General features: G+C 60.4%; 20 protein-coding genes and 1 pseudogene. 13 read left to right on the plus strand and 8 right to left on the minus strand.

Features of this window, described 5'->3' with window-relative positions:
• Positions 1-22: 22 nt before the first annotated feature.
• A complete protein-coding gene (locus IPK17_RS24500) occupies positions 23-1,189 on the minus strand; it encodes an aminotransferase class I/II-fold pyridoxal phosphate-dependent enzyme (protein WP_502749409.1) in 1,167 nt (388 codons plus the stop codon).
• A 286-nt stretch (positions 1,190-1,475) separates the two neighbouring features.
• Between IPK17_RS24500 and IPK17_RS24505 the strand changes: the two genes are divergently transcribed.
• The 10 genes from IPK17_RS24505 (at position 1,476) to IPK17_RS24550 (ending at position 8,881) form a co-directional block, all read left to right on the plus strand.
• On the plus strand, positions 1,476-1,712 hold the full coding sequence (locus IPK17_RS24505) for a hypothetical protein (RefSeq protein WP_343420322.1): 237 nt from the start codon (positions 1,476-1,478) through the stop codon (positions 1,710-1,712).
• A gap of 166 nt (positions 1,713-1,878) precedes the next feature.
• Positions 1,879-3,183 carry a hydroxymethylglutaryl-CoA reductase, degradative gene (locus IPK17_RS24510; protein ID WP_343420323.1) on the plus strand — a complete coding sequence of 435 codons (1,305 nt, stop codon included), beginning with the start codon at positions 1,879-1,881 and terminating at the stop codon, positions 3,181-3,183.
• Positions 3,184-3,217: 34 nt separating this feature from the next.
• The gene (locus IPK17_RS24515) at positions 3,218-4,297 is read left to right on the plus strand and encodes a hydroxymethylglutaryl-CoA synthase (protein ID WP_343420324.1); all 1,080 of its coding nucleotides are present in this window, start codon (positions 3,218-3,220) and stop codon (positions 4,295-4,297) included.
• Positions 4,298-4,302: 5 nt separating this feature from the next.
• Positions 4,303-5,454: a thiolase C-terminal domain-containing protein gene (locus tag IPK17_RS24520; protein WP_343420325.1), complete on the plus strand. Its 1,152-nt coding sequence runs from the start codon at positions 4,303-4,305 to the stop codon at positions 5,452-5,454.
• A 131-nt stretch (positions 5,455-5,585) separates the two neighbouring features.
• Complete coding sequence (locus IPK17_RS24525; protein WP_343420326.1) at positions 5,586-5,759, plus strand: hypothetical protein; 174 nt, start codon at positions 5,586-5,588, stop codon at positions 5,757-5,759.
• Between the two features lie 63 nt (positions 5,760-5,822).
• The gene (locus tag IPK17_RS24530) at positions 5,823-6,071 is read left to right on the plus strand and encodes a Zn-ribbon domain-containing OB-fold protein (protein WP_343420327.1); all 249 of its coding nucleotides are present in this window, start codon (positions 5,823-5,825) and stop codon (positions 6,069-6,071) included.
• Positions 6,072-6,178: 107 nt separating this feature from the next.
• Positions 6,179-6,544: a YraN family protein gene (locus IPK17_RS24535; protein ID WP_343420328.1), complete on the plus strand. Its 366-nt coding sequence runs from the start codon at positions 6,179-6,181 to the stop codon at positions 6,542-6,544.
• On the plus strand, positions 6,534-7,460 hold the full coding sequence (miaA, locus tag IPK17_RS24540) for a tRNA (adenosine(37)-N6)-dimethylallyltransferase MiaA (RefSeq protein WP_343420329.1): 927 nt from the start codon (positions 6,534-6,536) through the stop codon (positions 7,458-7,460). Before IPK17_RS24535 ends, miaA begins: the two co-directional genes overlap by 11 nt.
• Positions 7,460-8,146: a hypothetical protein gene (locus tag IPK17_RS24545; RefSeq protein ID WP_343420330.1), complete on the plus strand. Its 687-nt coding sequence runs from the start codon at positions 7,460-7,462 to the stop codon at positions 8,144-8,146. The genes miaA and IPK17_RS24545 overlap by 1 nt, the downstream gene beginning before the upstream one ends.
• Positions 8,147-8,209: 63 nt before the next feature.
• Positions 8,210-8,881, plus strand: a complete 672-nt coding sequence (locus IPK17_RS24550) for an FHA domain-containing protein (protein ID WP_343420331.1) — start codon at positions 8,210-8,212, stop codon at positions 8,879-8,881.
• Here IPK17_RS24550 and IPK17_RS24555 read toward each other — a convergent pair.
• Positions 8,856-9,830 carry an NAD-dependent epimerase/dehydratase family protein gene (locus IPK17_RS24555; protein ID WP_343420332.1) on the minus strand — a complete coding sequence of 325 codons (975 nt, stop codon included), beginning with the start codon at positions 9,828-9,830 and terminating at the stop codon, positions 8,856-8,858. The genes IPK17_RS24550 and IPK17_RS24555 overlap by 26 nt on opposite strands.
• A 163-nt stretch (positions 9,831-9,993) precedes the next feature.
• Positions 9,994-11,970, minus strand: coding sequence for an amidohydrolase family protein (locus tag IPK17_RS24560; protein WP_343420333.1), 1,977 nt, complete (start codon positions 11,968-11,970; stop codon positions 9,994-9,996).
• An 81-nt stretch (positions 11,971-12,051) separates the two neighbouring features.
• Here IPK17_RS24560 and IPK17_RS24565 point away from each other — a divergent pair, with 81 nt between their 5' ends.
• Positions 12,052-14,118, plus strand: coding sequence for an endonuclease/exonuclease/phosphatase family protein (locus tag IPK17_RS24565; RefSeq protein WP_343420334.1), 2,067 nt, complete (start codon positions 12,052-12,054; stop codon positions 14,116-14,118).
• A gap of 182 nt (positions 14,119-14,300) precedes the next feature.
• Here the strand turns inward: IPK17_RS24565 and rnc are convergent, their stop codons facing one another.
• The 5 genes and pseudogenes from rnc to moaC all read right to left on the minus strand — a co-directional run bounded on the left by rnc (position 14,301) and on the right by moaC (position 17,525).
• Complete coding sequence (gene rnc / locus IPK17_RS24570) at positions 14,301-15,017, minus strand: ribonuclease III (RefSeq protein ID WP_343420335.1); 717 nt, start codon at positions 15,015-15,017, stop codon at positions 14,301-14,303.
• Between the two features lie 6 nt (positions 15,018-15,023).
• Positions 15,024-16,268, minus strand: a complete 1,245-nt coding sequence (gene fabF / locus IPK17_RS24575) for a beta-ketoacyl-ACP synthase II (RefSeq protein WP_343420336.1) — start codon at positions 16,266-16,268, stop codon at positions 15,024-15,026.
• Positions 16,269-16,321: 53 nt separating this feature from the next.
• Entirely contained in the window at positions 16,322-16,744 is a 423-nt protein-coding gene (locus IPK17_RS24580; protein WP_343420337.1) for a molybdenum cofactor biosynthesis protein MoaE, read from the minus strand.
• Positions 16,745-16,850: 106 nt separating this feature from the next.
• Positions 16,851-17,036 (minus strand): annotated as a pseudogene (locus IPK17_RS24585) (MoaD/ThiS family protein); the annotation flags it as partial.
• Between the two features lie 3 nt (positions 17,037-17,039).
• Positions 17,040-17,525 carry a cyclic pyranopterin monophosphate synthase MoaC gene (moaC, locus tag IPK17_RS24590; RefSeq protein WP_343420338.1) on the minus strand — a complete coding sequence of 162 codons (486 nt, stop codon included), beginning with the start codon at positions 17,523-17,525 and terminating at the stop codon, positions 17,040-17,042.
• A 133-nt stretch (positions 17,526-17,658) separates the two neighbouring features.
• On the opposite strand from moaC, the gene ftsY reads away from it, so the two are divergent.
• Together ftsY and prfB are read left to right on the plus strand one after the other, a co-directional pair.
• A complete protein-coding gene (ftsY, locus tag IPK17_RS24595; protein WP_343420339.1) occupies positions 17,659-18,576 on the plus strand; it encodes a signal recognition particle-docking protein FtsY in 918 nt (305 codons plus the stop codon).
• A 6-nt stretch (positions 18,577-18,582) separates the two neighbouring features.
• Positions 18,583-19,707 carry a peptide chain release factor 2 gene (gene prfB, locus IPK17_RS24600; RefSeq protein ID WP_343420340.1) on the plus strand — a complete coding sequence of 375 codons (1,125 nt, stop codon included), beginning with the start codon at positions 18,583-18,585 and terminating at the stop codon, positions 19,705-19,707.
• The last annotated feature ends 12 nt before the right edge of the window (positions 19,708-19,719 follow it).

A 19,719-nucleotide genomic window follows, 5' to 3' on the forward strand; every position in this document is an offset into this window, starting at 1 on the left:
GTAACTTCAGAAGCGTTGACGATCAGCCAGTCGCCACATCCGACAATTCGTTATTGAGTGACACGAGATCCAACCGTTCACCCACCGCCGCGAAGCCCTTGAGGGCGCGGTCGAGGTGTTCCTGCCGGTGCGAGGCCATGTAGCTGGTGCGCAGCAGACTGCTGCCCGGCGGCACTCCCGGCGGCAGCACCGGGTTCGTGTAGACGTTCTCTTCAATCAGCGCGTGCCAGGCCATGATCGTGCGGAACACATCGCCGATGATAATCGGAATGATGGGCGTGTTGCTCTTGCCCGTGTTGTAACCGAGCTCGTGCAGCCCTTTGCGCATGTATTCGGCGTTGCGCCACAGCGACTCGACGTGTTCCGGTTCAGTTTCCATGATGTCGAGCGCCTTGAGCGCGGCGGCAGCCTGTCCAGCCGTCAGCGCCGCCGAAAAGATCAGCGAGCGTGCATGGTGCTGAATGTAGTGCACCACATCGGCATCACCGGCGATGAAACCACCAATCGAGGCAAAGCTCTTGCTGAATGTGCCCATGATCAGGTCGACCTGATCCGTCAGGCCGAAGTGTTCCGCGGTGCCGCGCCCGCCACCCGTCACGCCGATGCCGTGCGCGTCATCTACCATGATACGCGCGCCGTAGCGCTTGCAGATGTCGACGATTTCCGGCAGCGGGGCAATATCGCCGCCCATGCTGTACACGCCATCGACGACGACCAGCTTACCCGCATCAGCGGGCAGCTTCGAGAGCACATCTTCGAGGCTGCTGATGTCATTGTGGCGGAAGCGCTTCATTTCGCCACGGCACATCATGCAACCGTCGACGATGCTGGCGTGGTCATCTTTGTCGATGATAACGTAATCGCCTTTTTGCACCAGCGCGGTAATCACGCCGACGTTTGTCTGATACCCGGTCGAAAATACGAGCGCAGCTTCCTTGTGCACGAATTTCGCCAGACGCTTGTCCAATTCGAGATGCAGTTCCAGCGTACCGTTCAGGAAGCGCGAGCCGGTAACGCTCGTCCCGTAGGTTTCTACGGCTTCGATGGCGGCCTGCCGAACACGCGGGTCGGTCGTGAGGCCGAGGTAGTTGTTCGAGCCGATCATCACGACTTCGCGTCCTTCAAACTGCGCGACCGCACCTTCGGTCGTGCTCAGAGCGCGAAAATAGGGGTAGATCCCCAATTCCATCGCCTCTTTAGCGTCTCTGTAGTTTTTCGCCTTATCGAATAGGTCAGCCACGCAACTTCCCCTTTATAAAACTATGATTACATGGATGAGAACACCGCTGTCCACGGTAAGATGTAAATTTCACGTCACGTTACGCACATTTCAGTCTAGCAAACATCAGTAAATATAACAACCATTACGGCATGGGCACATTAATGTTTTGCGGAGTCACAAATCACTTGCGCCAAAAGGCACAACCACGCTACAATCTGGCCATACCATTTTGTTTGATGTGCCGGAGTAAAAGATGTCGTCGTTGACTATGCGTCGTCTGATCGTCTGGGTCGTGTCGATGGGCCTTGGTTTCCTCATCGCCGCAGTTTTTGTGACCATGATCCTCCCGTGGATGGGTCCGCACGGCGGCAATGCGATCAGCATTCAGAAATACGGTGTTCAGTATTTCTTCTGGACGGGCTTCCCAATTGGGCTGCTCATCCTCACGTGGCTCGACTATTTCCTGAACAGCCGCATTCTGCCTGACTAATCTGCAAAAGACCCGCCTTCCCGGCGGGTCTTTTGCTTCCCGCCCACGGTGCACCGGCGTGCTCGGAGGCGGTACACCTTAATCTCCGCTCAGAGATAGCTCCTTGATTGTTCCGTTTTTCACCTTTGATAGCTTTTGAAAGTTCCCCTCTGCTAGACTGCCCCGCATGACAGTCGAACACACATCACGAATTCCCGGTTTTTATAAACGTACACTCGCCGAACGCGCCGCTATCGTCGCGCAGTGGGGTGACCTTTCTGCAGCGGAGCAGGCGGCCATGCTCGGCATCAACGGGTTGAGCGCGGCGCAAGCTGACCAGATGATCGAAAACGCGGTCGGGGTCTATGCGCTGCCGCTCGGCATCGCGACCAACTTTCTCATCAACAACCAAGATGTCCTGATTCCCATGGTGATTGAGGAACCCTCGGTCTTGGCCGCAGTCAGCAACGCGGCGCGCCTGTTCCGCGCGGGCGGCGGCTTCACGACCTCTAGTGACGAACCAATCATGATCGGGCAAATTCAGGTGCTCGATCTGGACGATGTCTACGTCGCCGCGGGCAGAGTCATGGCGGAGAAAGCCGCGCTTATGGACGAAGTCAACCGCATCGGCGGAAGCATCGTCAAGAGTGGCGGCGGCGCAAAGGATATTCAGGTGCGCCCCATGCCGAGCACGTCAGTCGGCCCCATGCTGATCATCCACCTACTGTATGACACACGCGACGCGATGGGCGCGAACGCGATCAACACCGCCGTCGAGCACATCGCCCCGCAGATCGAAGCGCTTACGGGTGGGCGCGTGGTGCTGCGCATCCTGAGCAATCTCACCGACCATCGCAAAGCCCGCGCGGAGGGGATGATTCCCGCCAGCGAACTCGCGACTGAGACGCTCACGGGCGATCAGGTCGTGCGGGCGATTGTCGAGGCGGGCGTCTTCGCCGAAGTTGACCCGTACCGCGCCGCCACGCACAACAAAGGCATCATGAACGGCGTGGACGCGGTCGTTATGGCGACGGGTAACGACTGGCGCGCTATCGAAGCGGGCGCCCACGCCTACGCCGCCCGCAGCGGACAGTACACCAGCCTCACGCGCTGGTGGCAGGACGAAAACGGTAACCTGCGCGGCGCGATTGAAATGCCGCTCGCGGTGGGCATCGTCGGCGGCGCGACCCGCGTCCACCCGACCGCGCAAATCGCACTCAAGATTATGAAGATCCAATCGGCGCGGCAGTTGGCCGAGATCATCAGCGCGGCGGGGCTCGCGCAGAATCTCGCGGCGATGCGCGCACTGGCGACCGAAGGCATTCAGCGCGGTCACATGGAAATGCACGCCAAGCAGATCGCCACGGCGGTCGGCGCGCCGCCGGAACTGGTCAGTCGCATCGTGCAGCAAATGATCACCGAGAAAAATATCCGTCCGGAACGCGCCCGCGCGCTGCTGGACGAACTCCGAGGAAATGCATCTTCGGGATGAGGCCACCCTCGTCCCTGTTCAAAAGGACACTGGTATGACAGCTAATTCCTTACGCGATCAATCGCATCTCATGCGCCCGTCGAAGCCCGTTGGCATCGTCGGCTACGGCGCCTACGTGCCGCGTTTCCGCCTGCCGGGCAGCGAAGTCGCCCGCGTCTGGACGGGCGGCCTTGGCGGCAGCCCAGTGACCGAAAAAGCGGTCGCGGGACCTGATGAAGACGTGACGACCATGTCAATTGAGGCGGCGCGCAACGCGCTCGCCCGGTCGGGCATCGACCCGCAAGCGCTGCGGGCGGTGTGGATTGGCAGCGAAAGCCATCCCTATGCCGTCAAGCCGACCAGCACCATCGTCGCCGAAAGCATCGGCGCGTCGCCCAACATCCAGGCGGCGGACTGGGAATTCGCGTGTAAAGCGGGTACCGAAGCTGTCCAAGCCTCCATCGGCATGGTGGGCAGCGGCATGGGCGCCTATACGTTGAGCATCGGCATGGATACGGCGCAGTCCCGCCCCGGCGACGCGCTGGAATACACTGCGGCTTCCGGCGGCGCGGCCTTCATCATCGGCGCTGCGGAAGAAGCCTGCGCGATCTATCAGGGGAGCTACAGCTTCGTCACCGACACGCCCGACTTCTGGCGGCGTGCGGACGAAAGCTACCCGAGTCACGGCGAACGCTTCACGGGTGAACCGGCCTATTTCAATCACACGACGAGCGCGGCCAGCCGCCTCATGGAAATGATGGGCACGACCGCCGCCGATTACACGCACACGGTGTTCCACCAGCCAAATGTCAAGTTCCCGTCCCGCGCCGCGCAGATGGTCGGCTTCAAGCCGGAACAGATGAAAATCGGTCTGCTGGCCGACGAAATCGGCAATGTGTACTCCGGCTCGTGCATGCTCGGCTTGACGGCGATTCTCGATGTCGCCACCCCCGGTGACCGCATCCTGATGATCAGCTATGGCAGCGGCGCGGGCTCGGACGCTTTCGACATCGTCGTGACCGACCGCATCCTCGAAGTGCGCGACCGCGCGCCCAAGACGCGGGACTACATCGCCCGCCGCACGCCGATCGACTACGCGACGTACTGCCGTTATCGTGGACTGTTGAGGGACTGAAAACTATGCGTAAAGCAGCGATTATCGGGGTCGGACAGACGCCCGTTGGAGAACATTGGGACGCCAGCATCCGCATGATCGCCGCGGACGCAGTGCAGGCCGCGCTGGAAGACGCTGGCCTCAAGAGCGTCGACGCACTGTACGTCGGCAACGCTTACGGAGCCTCGTTCAGCAGTCAGTCGCAGCTCGGCGCGCTGATCGCGGATTATTCCGGGTTGGGCGGCGTAGAGACCTTCACCGTTGAGGCAGGCGACGCTTCCGGCGGGGCGGCTCTGCGCACCGGCTACCTCGCGGTAGCCTCGGGCGCGGTCGAAACTGCGCTCGTGCTCGGCGTGGAAAAGTCGACCGATACGGTCAGTACCGCACACACCCGCGCCCGCAACGTCAGCCTCGACGCCGACTATGAAGCGGTACAGGGAGCCACGTTGACCGCCCTCGCCGCGCTGGTCATGCGCCGCTACATGCACGAATATGGCGTCGATCTGAGCGCCTTCGAGAACTTCAGCATCAACGCGCATGCCAACGGCGGCAAAAACGCTAACGCCATGTATCGGAACCAGATCAAGCCGGGCGCATTCGCCCGTGCCCCAATGATTTCCGAACCAGTCAGCCTGTTTGACAGCGCGCCGGATGCCGATGGCGCGGCGGCGGTCATCATCACCTCCGGCGAACGCGCGGGCGATCTCGTGCCGCGTCCGGTCGAAATTCTCGGCAGCGCCGCGGCCAGCGATACCCTCGCCCTCGCCGAACGCGCTGACCTGCTCGATCTGAGCGCTGTGCGGGCATCAGTCTACAGAGCCTTCCAGCAAGCGGGGGTGACGCACCGCGATATCGACCTGTTCGAACTGCACGATGCCTTCACCATTCTCAGCGCCTTGACTCTGGAAGCGGCGGGTTTTGCCGAACGCGGTCAGGGCTGGAAGCTGGCGAAAGACGGTCAGATCGGCCTGGGGGGTGAGCTGCCCCTGTGCACGTTTGGCGGTCTCAAGAGCCGTGGTAATCCGGTCGGCGCGACGGGCGTGTATCAGGCCGTGGAAGCGGCGCTCCAACTGCGTGGCGCGGCAGGCGCGAACCAAGTCGCGGATGCGCGGGTCGCCCTGATCCAGAATATCGGCGGCTTTGGCAGCACCGCGATCACCCACATTTTGAGCGTGTAAGCCTAGATGATGCGGGGATTAGAGAGCCTATCAAGCGACATCTGATAGCTTTTGATAGGCCTCTCAACGTAGACTGGCAATCAACTTGTGCAAGAATGCACGAAACGAAATGGACGAGGGAGTTACCTATCATGCAGATTTCACGTCACTGGCGTCTTAACTCACAGCGCTATCGTTTGGAAGGCGTCCGCTATCAAAATGGCGGCGTGAGCCTTCAGAACCGTCCTGTGGTGGTGGATGTGCGTGTACACGATACGACGAAGACGCCCGCTGCAAAGCCGGTTGAGGTCGTCGTCGGAAAATAGGCGCAATGGATACCGGAAAAAAGCAAATTGAGCTGAGCGAACGCTTTCAGTTCGCCGGCACCGGTGAGAGTTTTCAGTTACACCACCGTGCAGGAACCCCCGGAGGGGTACGAAGATCAGGCGCCGTATGTGCTGGCGCTGGTCAAGCTGGACGAAGGTGTGATGATCACCGCGCAGATCACCGATTTGGACGGCGATCAACTCGCTATCGGGGATCGCGTCGAAATGGTCACTCGCAAGCTCACCACCGAAGGTCCGCGCGGCGTCATCATCTACGGCTACAAGTTCCGCAAACTGCTGCCGCGCCAATAACCGATCAATCACACAGAGACGCCCTTCGACAGTGCCTGTTTCCTGCTATACTGGGGAATGGACGCCGCGCAGGGCGTCTCTGTGTTTATTGCGGTGGACGAGGCGGCATGTCCAGACAGGCAACCGGGCACGTAGGCGAGACCCTCGCGGCCAATTATCTCAAGGCACACGGCTACACGATCCTCAACCTGAATTGGCGCTGCGATCAGCCCAAAGGTGAGATCGACATCGTTGCCCGTGATGGCGAGACGCTCGTGTTTGTTGAAGTCCGTTCGCGGCACAGCCCCACCACCGAAACCGCCTTTGCCAGCATCACCCCGCGCAAACAAGCCAAGCTTGTACGCACCGTCGAACTCTACCTGCAATTGCACAACCTGACTGATCAGGCGTGGCGCATCGACGTGATCGCGGTGGCGTTGCCCCGTGGCGCTCAACCGATCATCGACCATGTGGAGAACGCGCTTGACTGGTAAGCCGCTGATCGTCATCCTCGGCGCGACGGCCGTTGGTAAAACCGAACTCGCGCTTACCATCGCCGAAACCATCCGCGGCGAAATCGTCGGCGCAGACAGCCGCCAGATCTACACGCTGATGGACATCGGCACCGCCAAGCCTACGCCGGAAGAACGCGCCCGTGTTCCTCACCACCTGATCGACCTCATCCAGCCGGATGGCGACCTCTCGCTGGCCAATTATCAACGCCTCGCCTATGCCGCCATTGACGACATCCACACGCGCGGCAAAGTGCCGCTGTTGGTCGGAGGCACCGGGCAGTACATCACCGCAGTGATCGAAGGCTGGTCGCCGCCCGAAGTCCCGCCACAGCCCGAACTGCGCGCCGAACTGGAAGCCTATGCTGCTGCACACGGCGCACGCGCCCTATTCGACCGTTTGCTCGCCCTCGACCCGGAGGCCCAAGCTTTCATTGACCCGCGCAACATCCGCCGTGTGGTGCGCGCCATCGAAGTGACTCAGGTGACCGGGCAACCGTTCAGCGCCCAGCGCCAGAAGCATCCCCCGCCCTATCGGATTCAGCACTACGGTCTGATGTTGGAGCGAGAGCGTTTGTACGAGCGCGCCGATCAGCGCGTCGATGCGATGCTGGCCGCGGGCTTCCTCGACGAAGTGCGCCGCCTGCTCGCCGCGGGCTACGACCGTACCCTGCCATCGATGAGCGGGCTTGGCTATCGCGAACTCGCTGCCCATCTGCTCGACGGCTTGTCATTAGCGCAGGCCGTCACGCTCACGAAGAACGCCACCCATGACTTCATCCGCCGCCAACTTACGTGGTTTCGCGGGCACGATCCCGGCATGCTGTGGCACAATAGAGACTCAGTGGATATCGACGCGCTCCTCCATGACGTTGAGCGCCGCCTTCAGGAGATCTGATGCGTTTGCTGCGCAACACCAATAGTTCGAGCCTGCTCGTCGGCGTGATTTTGCTGCTGCTGCTGCTGGTGTTTGCCGGGCCCAACAACCTGCCCCGCTTCGTTTCCGGCATCTTCCCGCAGTTCTACGAGGGCGTGCCCTGCTCGTGGCTGCGCACCGCGGACGACCGCGCCAACCATCAATCGCTGCTCGGCCGCTCCGCCGAAAACCCGCTGAGCATCCGCGTCGCACCGACGACCATCACGCGCGACCCGGCGGGCAGCTTCTTCGTCCAAATCATTATCACCAACGAATCTTTGGGCACAGTCGCCATCGTCTACAACCCGACACAGGTGCTCGTCGGCGACAACAACTCCAGCGGCATGGGCTTGATCTTCAATCCAACTACCTCGCTCGCGGCGGGCTTAGGTCGGCAGGACAGCACCACCATCCCCGAAACCTCGATTCGTTTGCTGGGGCCGCGGCAGCGCTGCGTGCACACCGTCGAGTTCCCCAACGGCAATGTGCTCGTCGATCCGTCGCTGGTCAGCGGGACAGCCAGCGTCACCGCCTACTACCGCGGCGCAACCCGTGGGCAGGTCGTGCCGGAGCCGGGCATCGTCGCCACGCCCATCTATCCCGATCAAGGGCTGTGGACGGGCTATATCACCTCGGCTCCCGTGACAATTCTGGTCGCAGCGCAATGAAATAAACGGTATAATACTTGGAGCTTATCGTGTACACGTGCGGGGCATTCAGGAGCAGCAGCGATGTCTGAGTCAACTTTGGATCAACCCATGCTGATAATTCACTCCGACAAGATGGCGGACACCCAGTGGGTTTTAAACGGGCAGAGTCTGGTCATCGGGCGCGGAGAAGACTGCGACATCGTCCTGCCCGAACGTCAGGTGTCGCGGCATCATATTCGGGTTTATGCGGAAAATGATGTTTATTACGTGCAGGACTTAGACAGCCGCAATGGGACGTGGGTGAACGGCGTGCAGTTGAAAGGCACACATCTGCTCGAAGATGGCGACCAGATTTCGCTGGCGCTGGCCATTCGCTTACAGTTCATCGGCACGGGCGCGACTGCGCCGCGGCAGTCCGTCGTTCCCGCCGATATCACAGGCGGGCGTTTGCGTATCGACCCGGAAGCGCGGCGCGTGTTCATCAACAACGCCGAAATTGACCCGCCGCTCAGCCCGCCGCAGTACCGTCTACTGGAACTGCTCTACACCAGCGGTGAACGCATTTGCACGCGCGATAAAGTCGTCGAAACCGTGTGGCCGGACGTGATCGGCGAAGGGGTGAGCGAGCAGGCGATTGACGCGCTTGTCCGCCGCCTGCGGGATCGTCTCGCCGAGATCGACCCGCAGTGGCAGTACATTATCACGGTGCGCGGGCACGGCTTCCGCCTCAATAATCCGCCCCAGCAGGATTAACCGAGACGCCATAGCGTTCGCAGTACCATTCCCAGGTGCGTGTTAGCCCGGTTTCGATATCGACTTTGGGCGCAAAACCAAGCAGAGTCCGCGCTTTGCTGTTGTCGCAGTAAGTGATTGGCGGCTCACTGCGCGGCGTCGGCACATTGACGGTCACCGCCTGCTTACCGATCAAGCGCTCATAGATGCGGATGAACGCATTCAGCGTGATCGGCGCGCCAAAACCAAGATTGAAGATTTCATAACCGAGCGGCTTATCCAACGCCAAGCAGACCCCTGCGACAATATCGTCGATGTAGGTCCAATCCCGCTGGAGTTCGCCACCTTCAAAGAGCTGGATCGTCTCGCCGCGCAAGATCGCCTGAATGGCTTTCATCGGCATCATGTCCGGGCGACCATGTGGCCCATACACATTAAAAAAACGCACTACATTCACGTTCAAACCGAATAATTGGTGATAACTGTAGCCAAACATTTCGGCGGCTCGCTTGCTCGCCGGATACGGAGCAAGCGGCAGCGTCGCCGTGTCCTCTTCAACAAACGGGATACGGGCAGTCTGTCCGTAGACAGACGACGTCGAGCCGATGACGAACACCTTGACCTGATGTTTGCGCGCGGCATCCAACAGCGTGACCGTGCCGCTGGTGTTGACATCAGCGTACTGCCGCCCGCGCTCGACCGAATAGCGCACATTCGCTAACGCGCCGAGATGCGCCACCCGGTCAACGGGATACTGTTCAAAGAGGGACGCTACCAGTGCCTCATCACACACGCTGCCTTCGACGACAATTGCTTTCTCCCCCATCGCCGCGACATTCGCTCGCTTAAGAGCTGGATCATAGTAGGGATCGAAGTTGTCAAGAATGATGACAGATTCACCTTGGTCGAGCAGACGCAGCCCCAAACGGCTGCCGATAAAGCCTGCCCCACCTGTGATCAACGTGGTCATGCCTGCCGCCTTTATGTTCTACGAAATACACTGGCGCGAGTATAGCACGACATGAGCTGAGATTAGCTTACAGTGTGGCGGTCAAAATGGTTATATTGCGCTGAGAAAATGCGGTGGGAGAGCAAACTACGCTCTCCCACCGGATGTGCCGTGCCCCCATTCACTAGGGCGCGGTCTGCATCTCCAAGTAATCCGTGCTGACGAGTGCCGCCGGGTCCAGCCCAAGGATCCCGAGCATCGCCTTGATCCGATCCGCTTTGTTCTCGGCGTCCGATTTCGACCACGTGCGACTCTTGATCTCGACAAACACGCCGCCCAGCTCCGGCTTGAACACGCGATCCACATTCACGTAGAACAGCACGCCTTGATACAGCAAATGCCAGCGCTGGCGATCTTTGTGCAGCTCGCGTTCCTGATCCGGACGGAAGTATTCGCGGTAGAAGCGCAGCGATTGGTTCGCATCGGCGATGAAGCGCGACCGTGAGAGCAGAATCGTCGAGTGGAACTCGCCTTCTTTGGTCGGAGTCGTGTAAGTCAAACGGCTGCGCACCGATTCGACCTCACCATCCGCGCCGATCCGGTCGTCCTCCCGGTAGCGCACGCGCTCATTGGCATCGCCAAACAGGAAATAGGTGTCGTATTGACGATAGTGAATCGACTTGAGGACTTCCACATCGGGGTGCGTGAGCAGCTTTTCAATCTGAGTTTCGTCAGGGAGCTGCGCCTTGAGCTGCACTTCGAAACTTTCGGCTTGCTGCAGACCGCCAATCGCGAGCAGCTTGCTCAGAATGTCCTGTTCGCGCCGCGCGAGGAACTTATCGATCCGGCGGGCAATATCCGCCGCGTCACGCAGAACCGCCGCTTCGTCCACGGTGAGCAGTTCGCGGTCGCGCATAAGCTGGCGGCCATTACACCACACATGCCGCACATCAGTCGACTTACTCGCGTATACGATCCGCGAATAGATCAGATTCTGGTCCCGATGGAACTGCGGGCTGTTGTGGAGCGGATGGTCATCCAGCGTGATCAGGTCGGCGCGCTTACCCGCTTCCAGGCTCCCGGTGATGTCGCCGAGGAACAGCGCCTCCGCTCCCTGCCGCGTCGCCATGAGCAGCGCCTGCCGCGCCGGGAGCGCCGTCGGGTCAGCCGCGTCAGTCTTGGCGAGAATCGCCGCCAAGCGCATCTCTTCGATCATGTCGAGGTCGTTATTGCTGGCCGTGCCGTCCGTGCCGATGCCCACGGTCAGCTCGCTCTTGAGCATTTGCGTGATCGGGGCGATGCCGCTGGCCAGCTTGAGGTTACTCGTCGGGCAGTGCGCCACCGTCGCCTCATGATCGTGCAGGATGTGCATCTCGTTCTGGTCGATGTGCACGCAGTGTGCCGCGAGCACCTTTGCCCCGAATAAGCCCACCTGATTCATGCGCGTGATGACGCTCATGCCGTGTTCGTTCAGGCTGTCGTCAACTTCGAATTTTGTCTCGGCGAGATGCGTGAGCAGCGGCACATCATATTCCAGCGCTAATTCGACGCAGCGCCGCAGCGTGTCGTCGGTATTAGAGTACGGCGCGTGCGGTGCGACCGCGGGGGTGATCAGCGTGTGCCCGCGCCACTTTTCGATGAACTGGCGCGTGTAGGCGAGGCTGTCGTCGTAACTCGGCGCGTCCGGCGCGGGATACTTCATCACCGTTTCGCCCAGCACCCCGCGCAAACCGGCTTCCGCCGTGGCCTGCGCAATATCCGACTCGAAGTAGTACATGTCGGCAAAAGCCGTCACCCCGCCACGGATCATCTCCGCGCACCCGAGCAGCGTGCCGAGGCGGCAAAACTCCGGCGTGACGAATTCACGCTCGGTCGGCATCATATACCCGAGCAGCCACACATCCAACCGCAGATCGTCGGCCAGCCCGCGCAGCAGCGTCATCGGCACATGCGTATGCGCGTTCACCAGACCGGGCATGATGATCTGCCCCGTGCAGTCGATCACGGTTTCCGCCTCAAACCGTGCCTTGATGTCCGCGCTCGCGCCCACTGCTATGATATTTTCACCTAGAATTGCGACCGCGCCATCCATGAAGATGTCATACTGGCGGTTCATTGTGACGACAATCCCTCCCGTGAGGATCGTATCCGCCTTGTTCATGTTCACATCCTTTAGTGGCGTAATTATTTCCACTTTTGTACACTTTTCTGTAGCGTCGCGCTACCCGAACGAAGAAGGCATATGCACAGACGATTGCAACTCTTAGCGATTCTCGAAGCTGGACTGATGGGATTGTTCTTTGTCCAGTCGATTCGCTTTCTCATTGGTATGATCTACAGCCGCATCGCGGGCGCCTCCGCGGTTACCGCCTTGACGATGTCCGGCATCACCATCGATGCGCCCATCCGCATCCCTGATCCGGCGTTGGTCAACAGCGAAGTGACCTTTTTAATCTATATGCTCGCCCTGCCGCTGATTACGCTGCTGTTCGGGCGTGTGCGTCCGTTCATCATCGTGAGCGTGCTGCTCGTGGCACTCGGTCGCTTGTTCATGGCGACCGGAAGCGTGCTCACGCCGCTGGCGGCCTCGGCCTTGGTGGTGGGCGGGACGTTCGTCTACATCCTGATGCTCGCCCGCTGGCGCATGAGCACCCTGCCCTACCTGTTCATCATCGGCTTCACCGCCGACCAACTGCTGCGCGCCTTTGGCAACAGTGCCGATCCGTCACGCCTGCCTGATTACCTGAACATCCAGATCATCCTGTCGGCCGCCGTCGTGATCATCAGTCTGCTGCAGTTCGTGCTCAATCGTCAGCGCGAAGGCGACGAGGTTGAGAATCGCGGTCTGCTGCCGATCACCGGCGCATTCGGTCTGGCCGGGCTACTCTACCTCGAATTATCGCTGCTGGCGCTGCCGAACGCTATAGCCGGGCGCGCGGATACCAACCACACGACGATGGTCACGCCGCTCGTCGTGGCGACGCTGCTGCCCATCATCCCGACCGTGCGCAGTCAGGCGCGCGCCTTCATCAGCCTGTTTGATGCGAATGTGCGCGGTTGGCTGTGGATGCTGCTCATCGCCATCCTCATCGTTCTGGGAACACGCCTCAATGGGGTGATCGCGGGCGCGGCCTTGATCGGGGCGCAGTTCCTCGTCAGCCTCACATGGTTTTGGATCACGCGCCCACGCGCTGATAAAGAACGCAGTTTGGGGCCGATCTGGGTGCTGTTCGGGCTGGTGCTGTTCGGCTTGCTCATCGTCGGCGACAACTTCACCTACGAGTATGCCTTCGTGCGCAGTTTCAGCGGCGACGCGGCGTTCCTCAATCAAGTGATTCCGCCGCTGCTGCGCGGCTTCCGCGGCTTTGGCCTCGGCTTGCTGCTGCTGGCGGTCTTCCTTGCCGTGCTGCCCATGACGCAGATGCAGCGCCGCGTCGCGTGGAGTGGCAAAACCGGGCTCTCGTCGCTGCTTCTGCTCCTGATCGTGATTGGCGCGGGCGTCGGCGCGGCGATCCTGTCGCGTCCACCTGTTGTGCAGGGCGTGCGCGGGTCAGAAGTGCTGCGCGTCGGCACGTACAACATCCACGGCGGCTTTGACGAATTCTACAACGACAGTCTCGAAGACATTGCCCGGACGATTCAGGGCAGCGGCGTGAATGTCGTGCTCCTGCAAGAAGTCGACGCCGGGCGTTTGACCTCGTTCGGCATCGATCAGTCGCTGTGGTTAGCGCGGCGGCTCGGCATGGATCGCCGCTTCTACGCGACGAACGAAGGTTTGCAAGGCTTGGCCGTCCTGTCGAATGTCGAGATCGCCTTTGACGACGGATCCCTGCTCGACAGCCTCGGCAACCAGACGGGCGTGCAGCGTGTGCAGGTACTGCCCAACCCGAACACGGTCGTCACGCTCTACAACACGTGGCTCAGCCCCCTGTTCGACCTCGGCGACACTCAGCTCACCGAGCAAGAGCAAGATCAGGAACGTCAGCTCAATCAGCTCTTCGGAACGTATATTCAGCAGGCGTGCAGCATCAACGTCGGGCGCACGCTGATTGGCGGCACGTTCCACAACGTACCCGATTCACCGCTTGTACAAGGCTTGCGCAATGCGGGCTTCAGCGATCCATTCGCGGGCGCGGCGCTCGAACTCTCGTCGACCTTTGTCCGCACGGGCCTGCCGCGCGCGCGCTTTGACTATCTGTGGACGTGTAACCTGCCGTCATCAGGCACGGGCGTGATGATGAACTCGTATGCGTCGGATCATCGGTTAGCGTTCAGCGAGGTCATTCTCAACCGCGCGCCGGGTAGCTAGAAGTTTTCAGTTGACAGTTCACAGTAGACAGTGAAAACCGCATCAACTGTGAAACAGCCCGATCGTAAGATGGGGCTTTGATACAGATCCACCAACAGACGTAGGGGCGCACCTGTGTGTGCGCCCGGAGAAGCGCGCAGACACATAGGTCTGCCCCTACATTCGGACTCTCGGAAAGCCACCTAACTGTCTGCTGCGGTTTGATTTGGCTTGTCTTCCATGCGTTTGAGCGCGTCGTAGGCGGCGGCGTGCGCGGCGGCCTGCTTGCTCCGTCCTATGCCGCGCCCTGCTACCCAATCGCCGATCAAGACTTCGAAAGTGAAGGCTTTCTCGTGTTCCGGCCCGCTGGCCTCAACAAAGCGGTAATGCGGAGTCTTGCCGTACTGGTACTGACTGCGTTCCTGTAACACGCTGCGCGGGTCTTTGTCGAGCTGCTCGGCGATGATCACGTCGAGGCGGCTTAGCAGCAGCGGCGTTACAAACAGCTTGACCGCATCCAGCCCCTGATCGACATACAGCGCGCCGACCACGGCCTCAAACGCGCCGCACAGATTGTTGAGCCGATCACGGCCACCGCTGTGTTCTTCGCCCTTGCCCATCCGCAGCGCCTCGCCGACCTGACACAGCTTGGCCAGCGCTGCCAGCGACTCCGTGCGCACCAGCGCTGCCCGGAGCCGGGTCAGTTCGCCTTCGAGCGCTTCAGGGAAACGGCGGAACAGCAAATCGCCCGTGACGAAATCGAGCACCGCATCGCCGAGGAATTCCAAGCGCTCGTTGTCGACCAGATCGGCGTCCTCATGCTCGTTGACGTACGAACGGTGCGTCAGCGCCTGCTGCAAAAGGTTGGCGTCACGGAAGCTGAGGCCAACCCCATTCTGAAATGCTTGCAAGTCAATCAATGCACATCAATTCTCAAATTGCTTGAAGATCAGCGACACGTTATGCCCGCCAAAGCCGAATGAATTGCTCATGGCCGTGCGGATACGCATCGGACGCGCCACATTCGGCACGTAATCGAGATCCAGCTCGGGATCGGGTTCGTTCAGATTGATGGTCGGCGGCGCGATCTGATCGCGCATCGCGAGGATCACGAACGTCGATTCAATCGCCGCGGTCGCGCCCATGCCGTGCCCGGTCATACTCTTGGTCGAACTGATCGCCACCTTGTACGCGTGGTCGCCAAACACCCGTTTAACCGCCTTCGTCTCCATCGAGTCGTTGAGTTCGGTCGCCGTGCCGTGCGCGTTGATGTAGTCGATAGCGTCCGGTTTCAGCCCGGCGTCATCGAGCGCCGCCTGAATCGCCAACCCCGCGCCAATCCCTTCCGGGTGCGGCGCGGTGATGTGGAAGGCATCGGAGGTCGCCCCGTAACCGACCATCTCCGCGAGGATGGTCGCGCCGCGCGCTTTCGCGCTTTCTAGCTCTTCCAGCACCAGCACGCCCGACCCTTCCGCGAAGACCAGTCCCTGCCGATCTTTCGCGAACGGACGCGACGCGCCCGCCGGGTTGTCATTCATGCGTGAGCACGCGCCGAGGCGATCAAACGCCGCAATGCCAATCGGCACAATCGGCGATTCCGAACCGCCCGCCAGCGCGTGATCCAGCTTACCGTAGCGGATCAGGTCAAAGGCATGGCCGATGCAGTCTGCGCCCGTCGCACACGCTGAAATCGGTGTAGACGACCGCCCCATCGCGCCAATTTCCATGCTGACGAGGTTACTCCCGCCATTGACGATGAACATCGGAATGCCGAACGGCGTGATCTTGCGCCAGTCGTTCGTCTCGTACAGTGTCTTAGCCTCGTTGTAATAACTGCCCACACCACCCACCGATGAGCCAATCACGACGCCCGTGCGGACGCGGTTGCTATCGTCGATCACCAGCCCGGAGTGTGCCAACGCTTGCTGTGCCGCTGCGACCGAAAACTGCTGATTGAGGTCGCGCTTGCGGGCTTCTTTCGCGGCCATATATTTGGTCGGATCCCAGTTCTTGACCTCCGCCGCGATGCGCACATTCGCTTCGCCGGGGTCAAACCGGGTGATCGGGGCGATTCCACACACTCCCGCTTTGATATTTGCCCAGGTGTCTTCCACGGTGTGTCCCAGCGGAGAGATAACCCCCATGCCGGTGACTACGACTCGCCGAACCATGTTTATCCTCTTTCTTGCCACGCCTGTAATGATTGCTCTAGTTGCGCGCCGCCTTAATCCCCCTGCCGCGGCGTGTAGTGCCCTTCAACCCACGATGAGCCATCGGGGCGAAATTCCTTCTTCCAGACCGGGACGATCTCTTTGAGGCGGTCAATGCCATAGCGAGCCGCTTCAAAACAGCCTTGGTCCCGGTGACCGGACGAACACGCAATCACGATGGTGTTCTGCCCAACTTCTAAGCGCCCGACGCGCTGCACAATCGCGATGCCCTGCACGAGCGGCCACTGCTGACGGATCTCCGCGGCGACCTGCTGCATCTTGGCGATCGCCATCGGCGAATACGCCTCGTATTCGAGGTGAGCGGTTACGCTCTGGCCGACCGTCTCGCCGCGCACCATGCCGCTGAACACACAGGCTGCACCCGTCGCCGGGGTCGTGATCGCCGCGACGAGTTCGTCCGGTGCTGAACGGCGCATCGGCGAGGCGAAACACCTCGGGATGCAGTGGATCCGCTTCGCCGCTGCCGCCGCTCACGGGCGGGAAGAACGCGACGCGATCCCCGGCTTTGACCGGATCATCAGCGTACGCGAATTCCTCGTTGACGGCTGAAATCGCGGAATGCAAATGTGCTTCCAGCGCCGGGTATTCCGCCGCGAGCGTGCGCCGCACATCACTGATCGTCGCGTGGTCGCCGCGTAATGTGAGCGAAAACTGTCCTTTGCCGGCGCGATCTTTCAACGTGGCGAACAGCAAAATCGTGATTTCCATGCTTTATGACTCCTGAGCGACGTAATCGCCGTGGACGCCGCCGCGCTTTTCCAGTAGCCGGATGTCGCCGATGCGCATAGCGCGATCCACCGCTTTCGCCATATCGTAGATCGTCAGCGCCGCCGCGCTCACCGCCGTGAGCGCCTCCATTTCGACGCCCGTCTGGCCGACCGTGCGCGCCGTCGCCACAATCTCGATGCGATGTGCATCGGTATTTAATGTCAGTTCGACATCCAAGTGCGTCAGCGCAATCGGATGACACAGGGGGATGAGATCCGCGGTACGCTTCGCCGCCATGATCCCGGCAATGCGTGCCACCGTCAGAACATCGCCCTTTTTGATGCCCCCCTGCCGAATCAATTCCAGCGTTTGCGGTGCCATGGTAACCGCCCCACCCGCGACCGCCATCCGTTCGCTGTTCGGTTTGTCGCCTACATCCACCATGCGGGCGTTGCCGCTCTCATCCACGTGCGTTAAATGATCACTCATCGTTACCCATAACACAATCATAGGCTTATTCGTTACGCTCATTATAGCCGATGCGCGGCGAAACAATCTTGTTTTGCCCTCGGGCGATCAGTACAATAAACACATTTCCCCCGGCGTTTCAGGAGCATACACCTTGGGTATTTTCCGCAGCGGCATGTCAAAAACGCGTACTTCGTTCTTTGGACGCATCGCGCAGATGTTGGGCAGCAACCAAATTGACGATGATACGTGGGACGACCTCGAGGCGCTCCTCATTCAGGCGGATGTCGGCGTAAAAACCACCGCCGATGTCATGAAGGAACTGCGCAACCGCGCCGCCCGCGAAAACATGAAGCGCGCCGACCAGCTCCACCTCGCGCTGCGTGACGCGCTGCTCAGCACGCTCAAAGACCCGCCCGTGCTCAACGTCAGCGGGCGCCCGCTCTCGATCATCCTCATCGTCGGCGTGAACGGTTCTGGCAAGACGACGACCATCGCCAAGTTGGCCAACCGCCTCAATAACATCAATCAGCGTAAGGTCATGGTGGCCGCGGGTGATACCTTTCGCGCCGCGGCGATTGAGCAGTTGCAGACATGGGGCGAACGGGTGAACGTCCCCGTGATTGCTAACAAGCCCGGTTCGGATCCCGCCGCCGTCGTCTATGACGCGACGGTGGCCGCCAAAGCCCGCAATCGCGATATTTTGATTGTGGATACGGCGGGGCGTCTGCACACCAACTATAACCTCATGGAAGAACTCGCCAAGATCAAGGCGGTCTCCGGGCGTGTGGTCGAAGGTGCGCCACATGAAGTCCTGCTGGTGCTGGACGGCACGAGCGGGCAGAACGCGCTGACGCAGGCGGAGAAGTTCCGCGAAATGGTCGATGTGACGGGCGTGATCGTCACCAAGCTGGACAGCACCGCCAAAGGTGGCATGGTCTTCGCGATCAATCATGATCTCGGCCTGCCCGTCCACTATATCGGCTTGGGCGAACGCGTGGGCGATCTCGTCCCCTTCCGCCCGGACTTCTTTGTGGACAGCCTGTTCGAAGACGAAGACGAGAAGAAATAAAACCCAATGGAAGCACTGAATTCCCGGTTTGAAACCATGCGCGACGAGATCGACGGGCTGATGCAGAAACTCGATCTCGACGGCAAGCAGCGCCGCGCTGACCAACTGCAAGCGGAGTCTGCCGATCCAGATTTCTGGTCGAATCCCGAAGCGGCGCAGAAGACCATGCAGGAGATCGCGCGGCTGAACGCGGAGATCGACCGCTGGAACAGCCTCAAGGGTCGGATTCAAGATGCGCTCGAACTGGCGTCGCTCGAAGACCCGGATCTCGTGCCCGAACTCCTCAGCGAAGCCAACGCGTTGGCCGAAGTCGTCGAGAAGATGTCGCTGCAAGTGCTGCTCTCCGGCCCCTATGACAGCGCCGATGCCATCCTTGCCATCCATGCGGGCGCGGGCGGCACCGAGGCGCAGGACTGGGCCGAAATGCTGGAGCGCATGTTCTTGCGCTGGGCCGAAGCCAACGGCTATAAGACCGAAATCATCGAACGGATGGCGGGTGAAGAAGCCGGCATCAAAAGCGTGATGATTGGCGTGCGCGGTGAATACGCCTATGGCTATCTGCAAAGCGAGCAAGGCGTGCACCGCCTGGTGCGCATCAGCCCGTATGATGCGGCCGCCCGCCGTCACACCTCGTTCGCGAAAATCGAACTGTGGCCGGACATTCAGGGCGACATCGACATCGAAATCAACGAAAAAGACCTCCGCATCGACACGTATCGGTCGAGCGGCGCAGGCGGCCAGAACGTGCAGAAGAACGAAACGGCCATCCGTATTCTGCACATCCCGACCAATACCATTGTCACCTGCCAGAACCAGCGCAGCCTGACGCAAAACCGCGAACGCGCCATGCAAATTCTCAAATCGCGCCTGTTCGAAATGGAACGCAAGAAGCGCGAAGCCGAACTGTCCGCGCTCAAAGGCGAAAACGTCGAAGCGGGCTGGGGCAACCAGATTCGCTCCTATGTCTTACAGCCCTACCAGCAGGTGAAAGACCTGCGCACCGGGTTCATCTCCACTAACCCGGCGCTCGTCTTGAGCGGTGAACTGAACGACTTCATGGTCGCATATTTGCGCGCCAAAGTCGGCTCAGGCACCCTGATCGCCGCCGAAGAGAGTGAAATCGAACCTTAACCCTGCGGAGTC

This window comes from Candidatus Flexifilum breve (genome assembly GCF_016713355.1).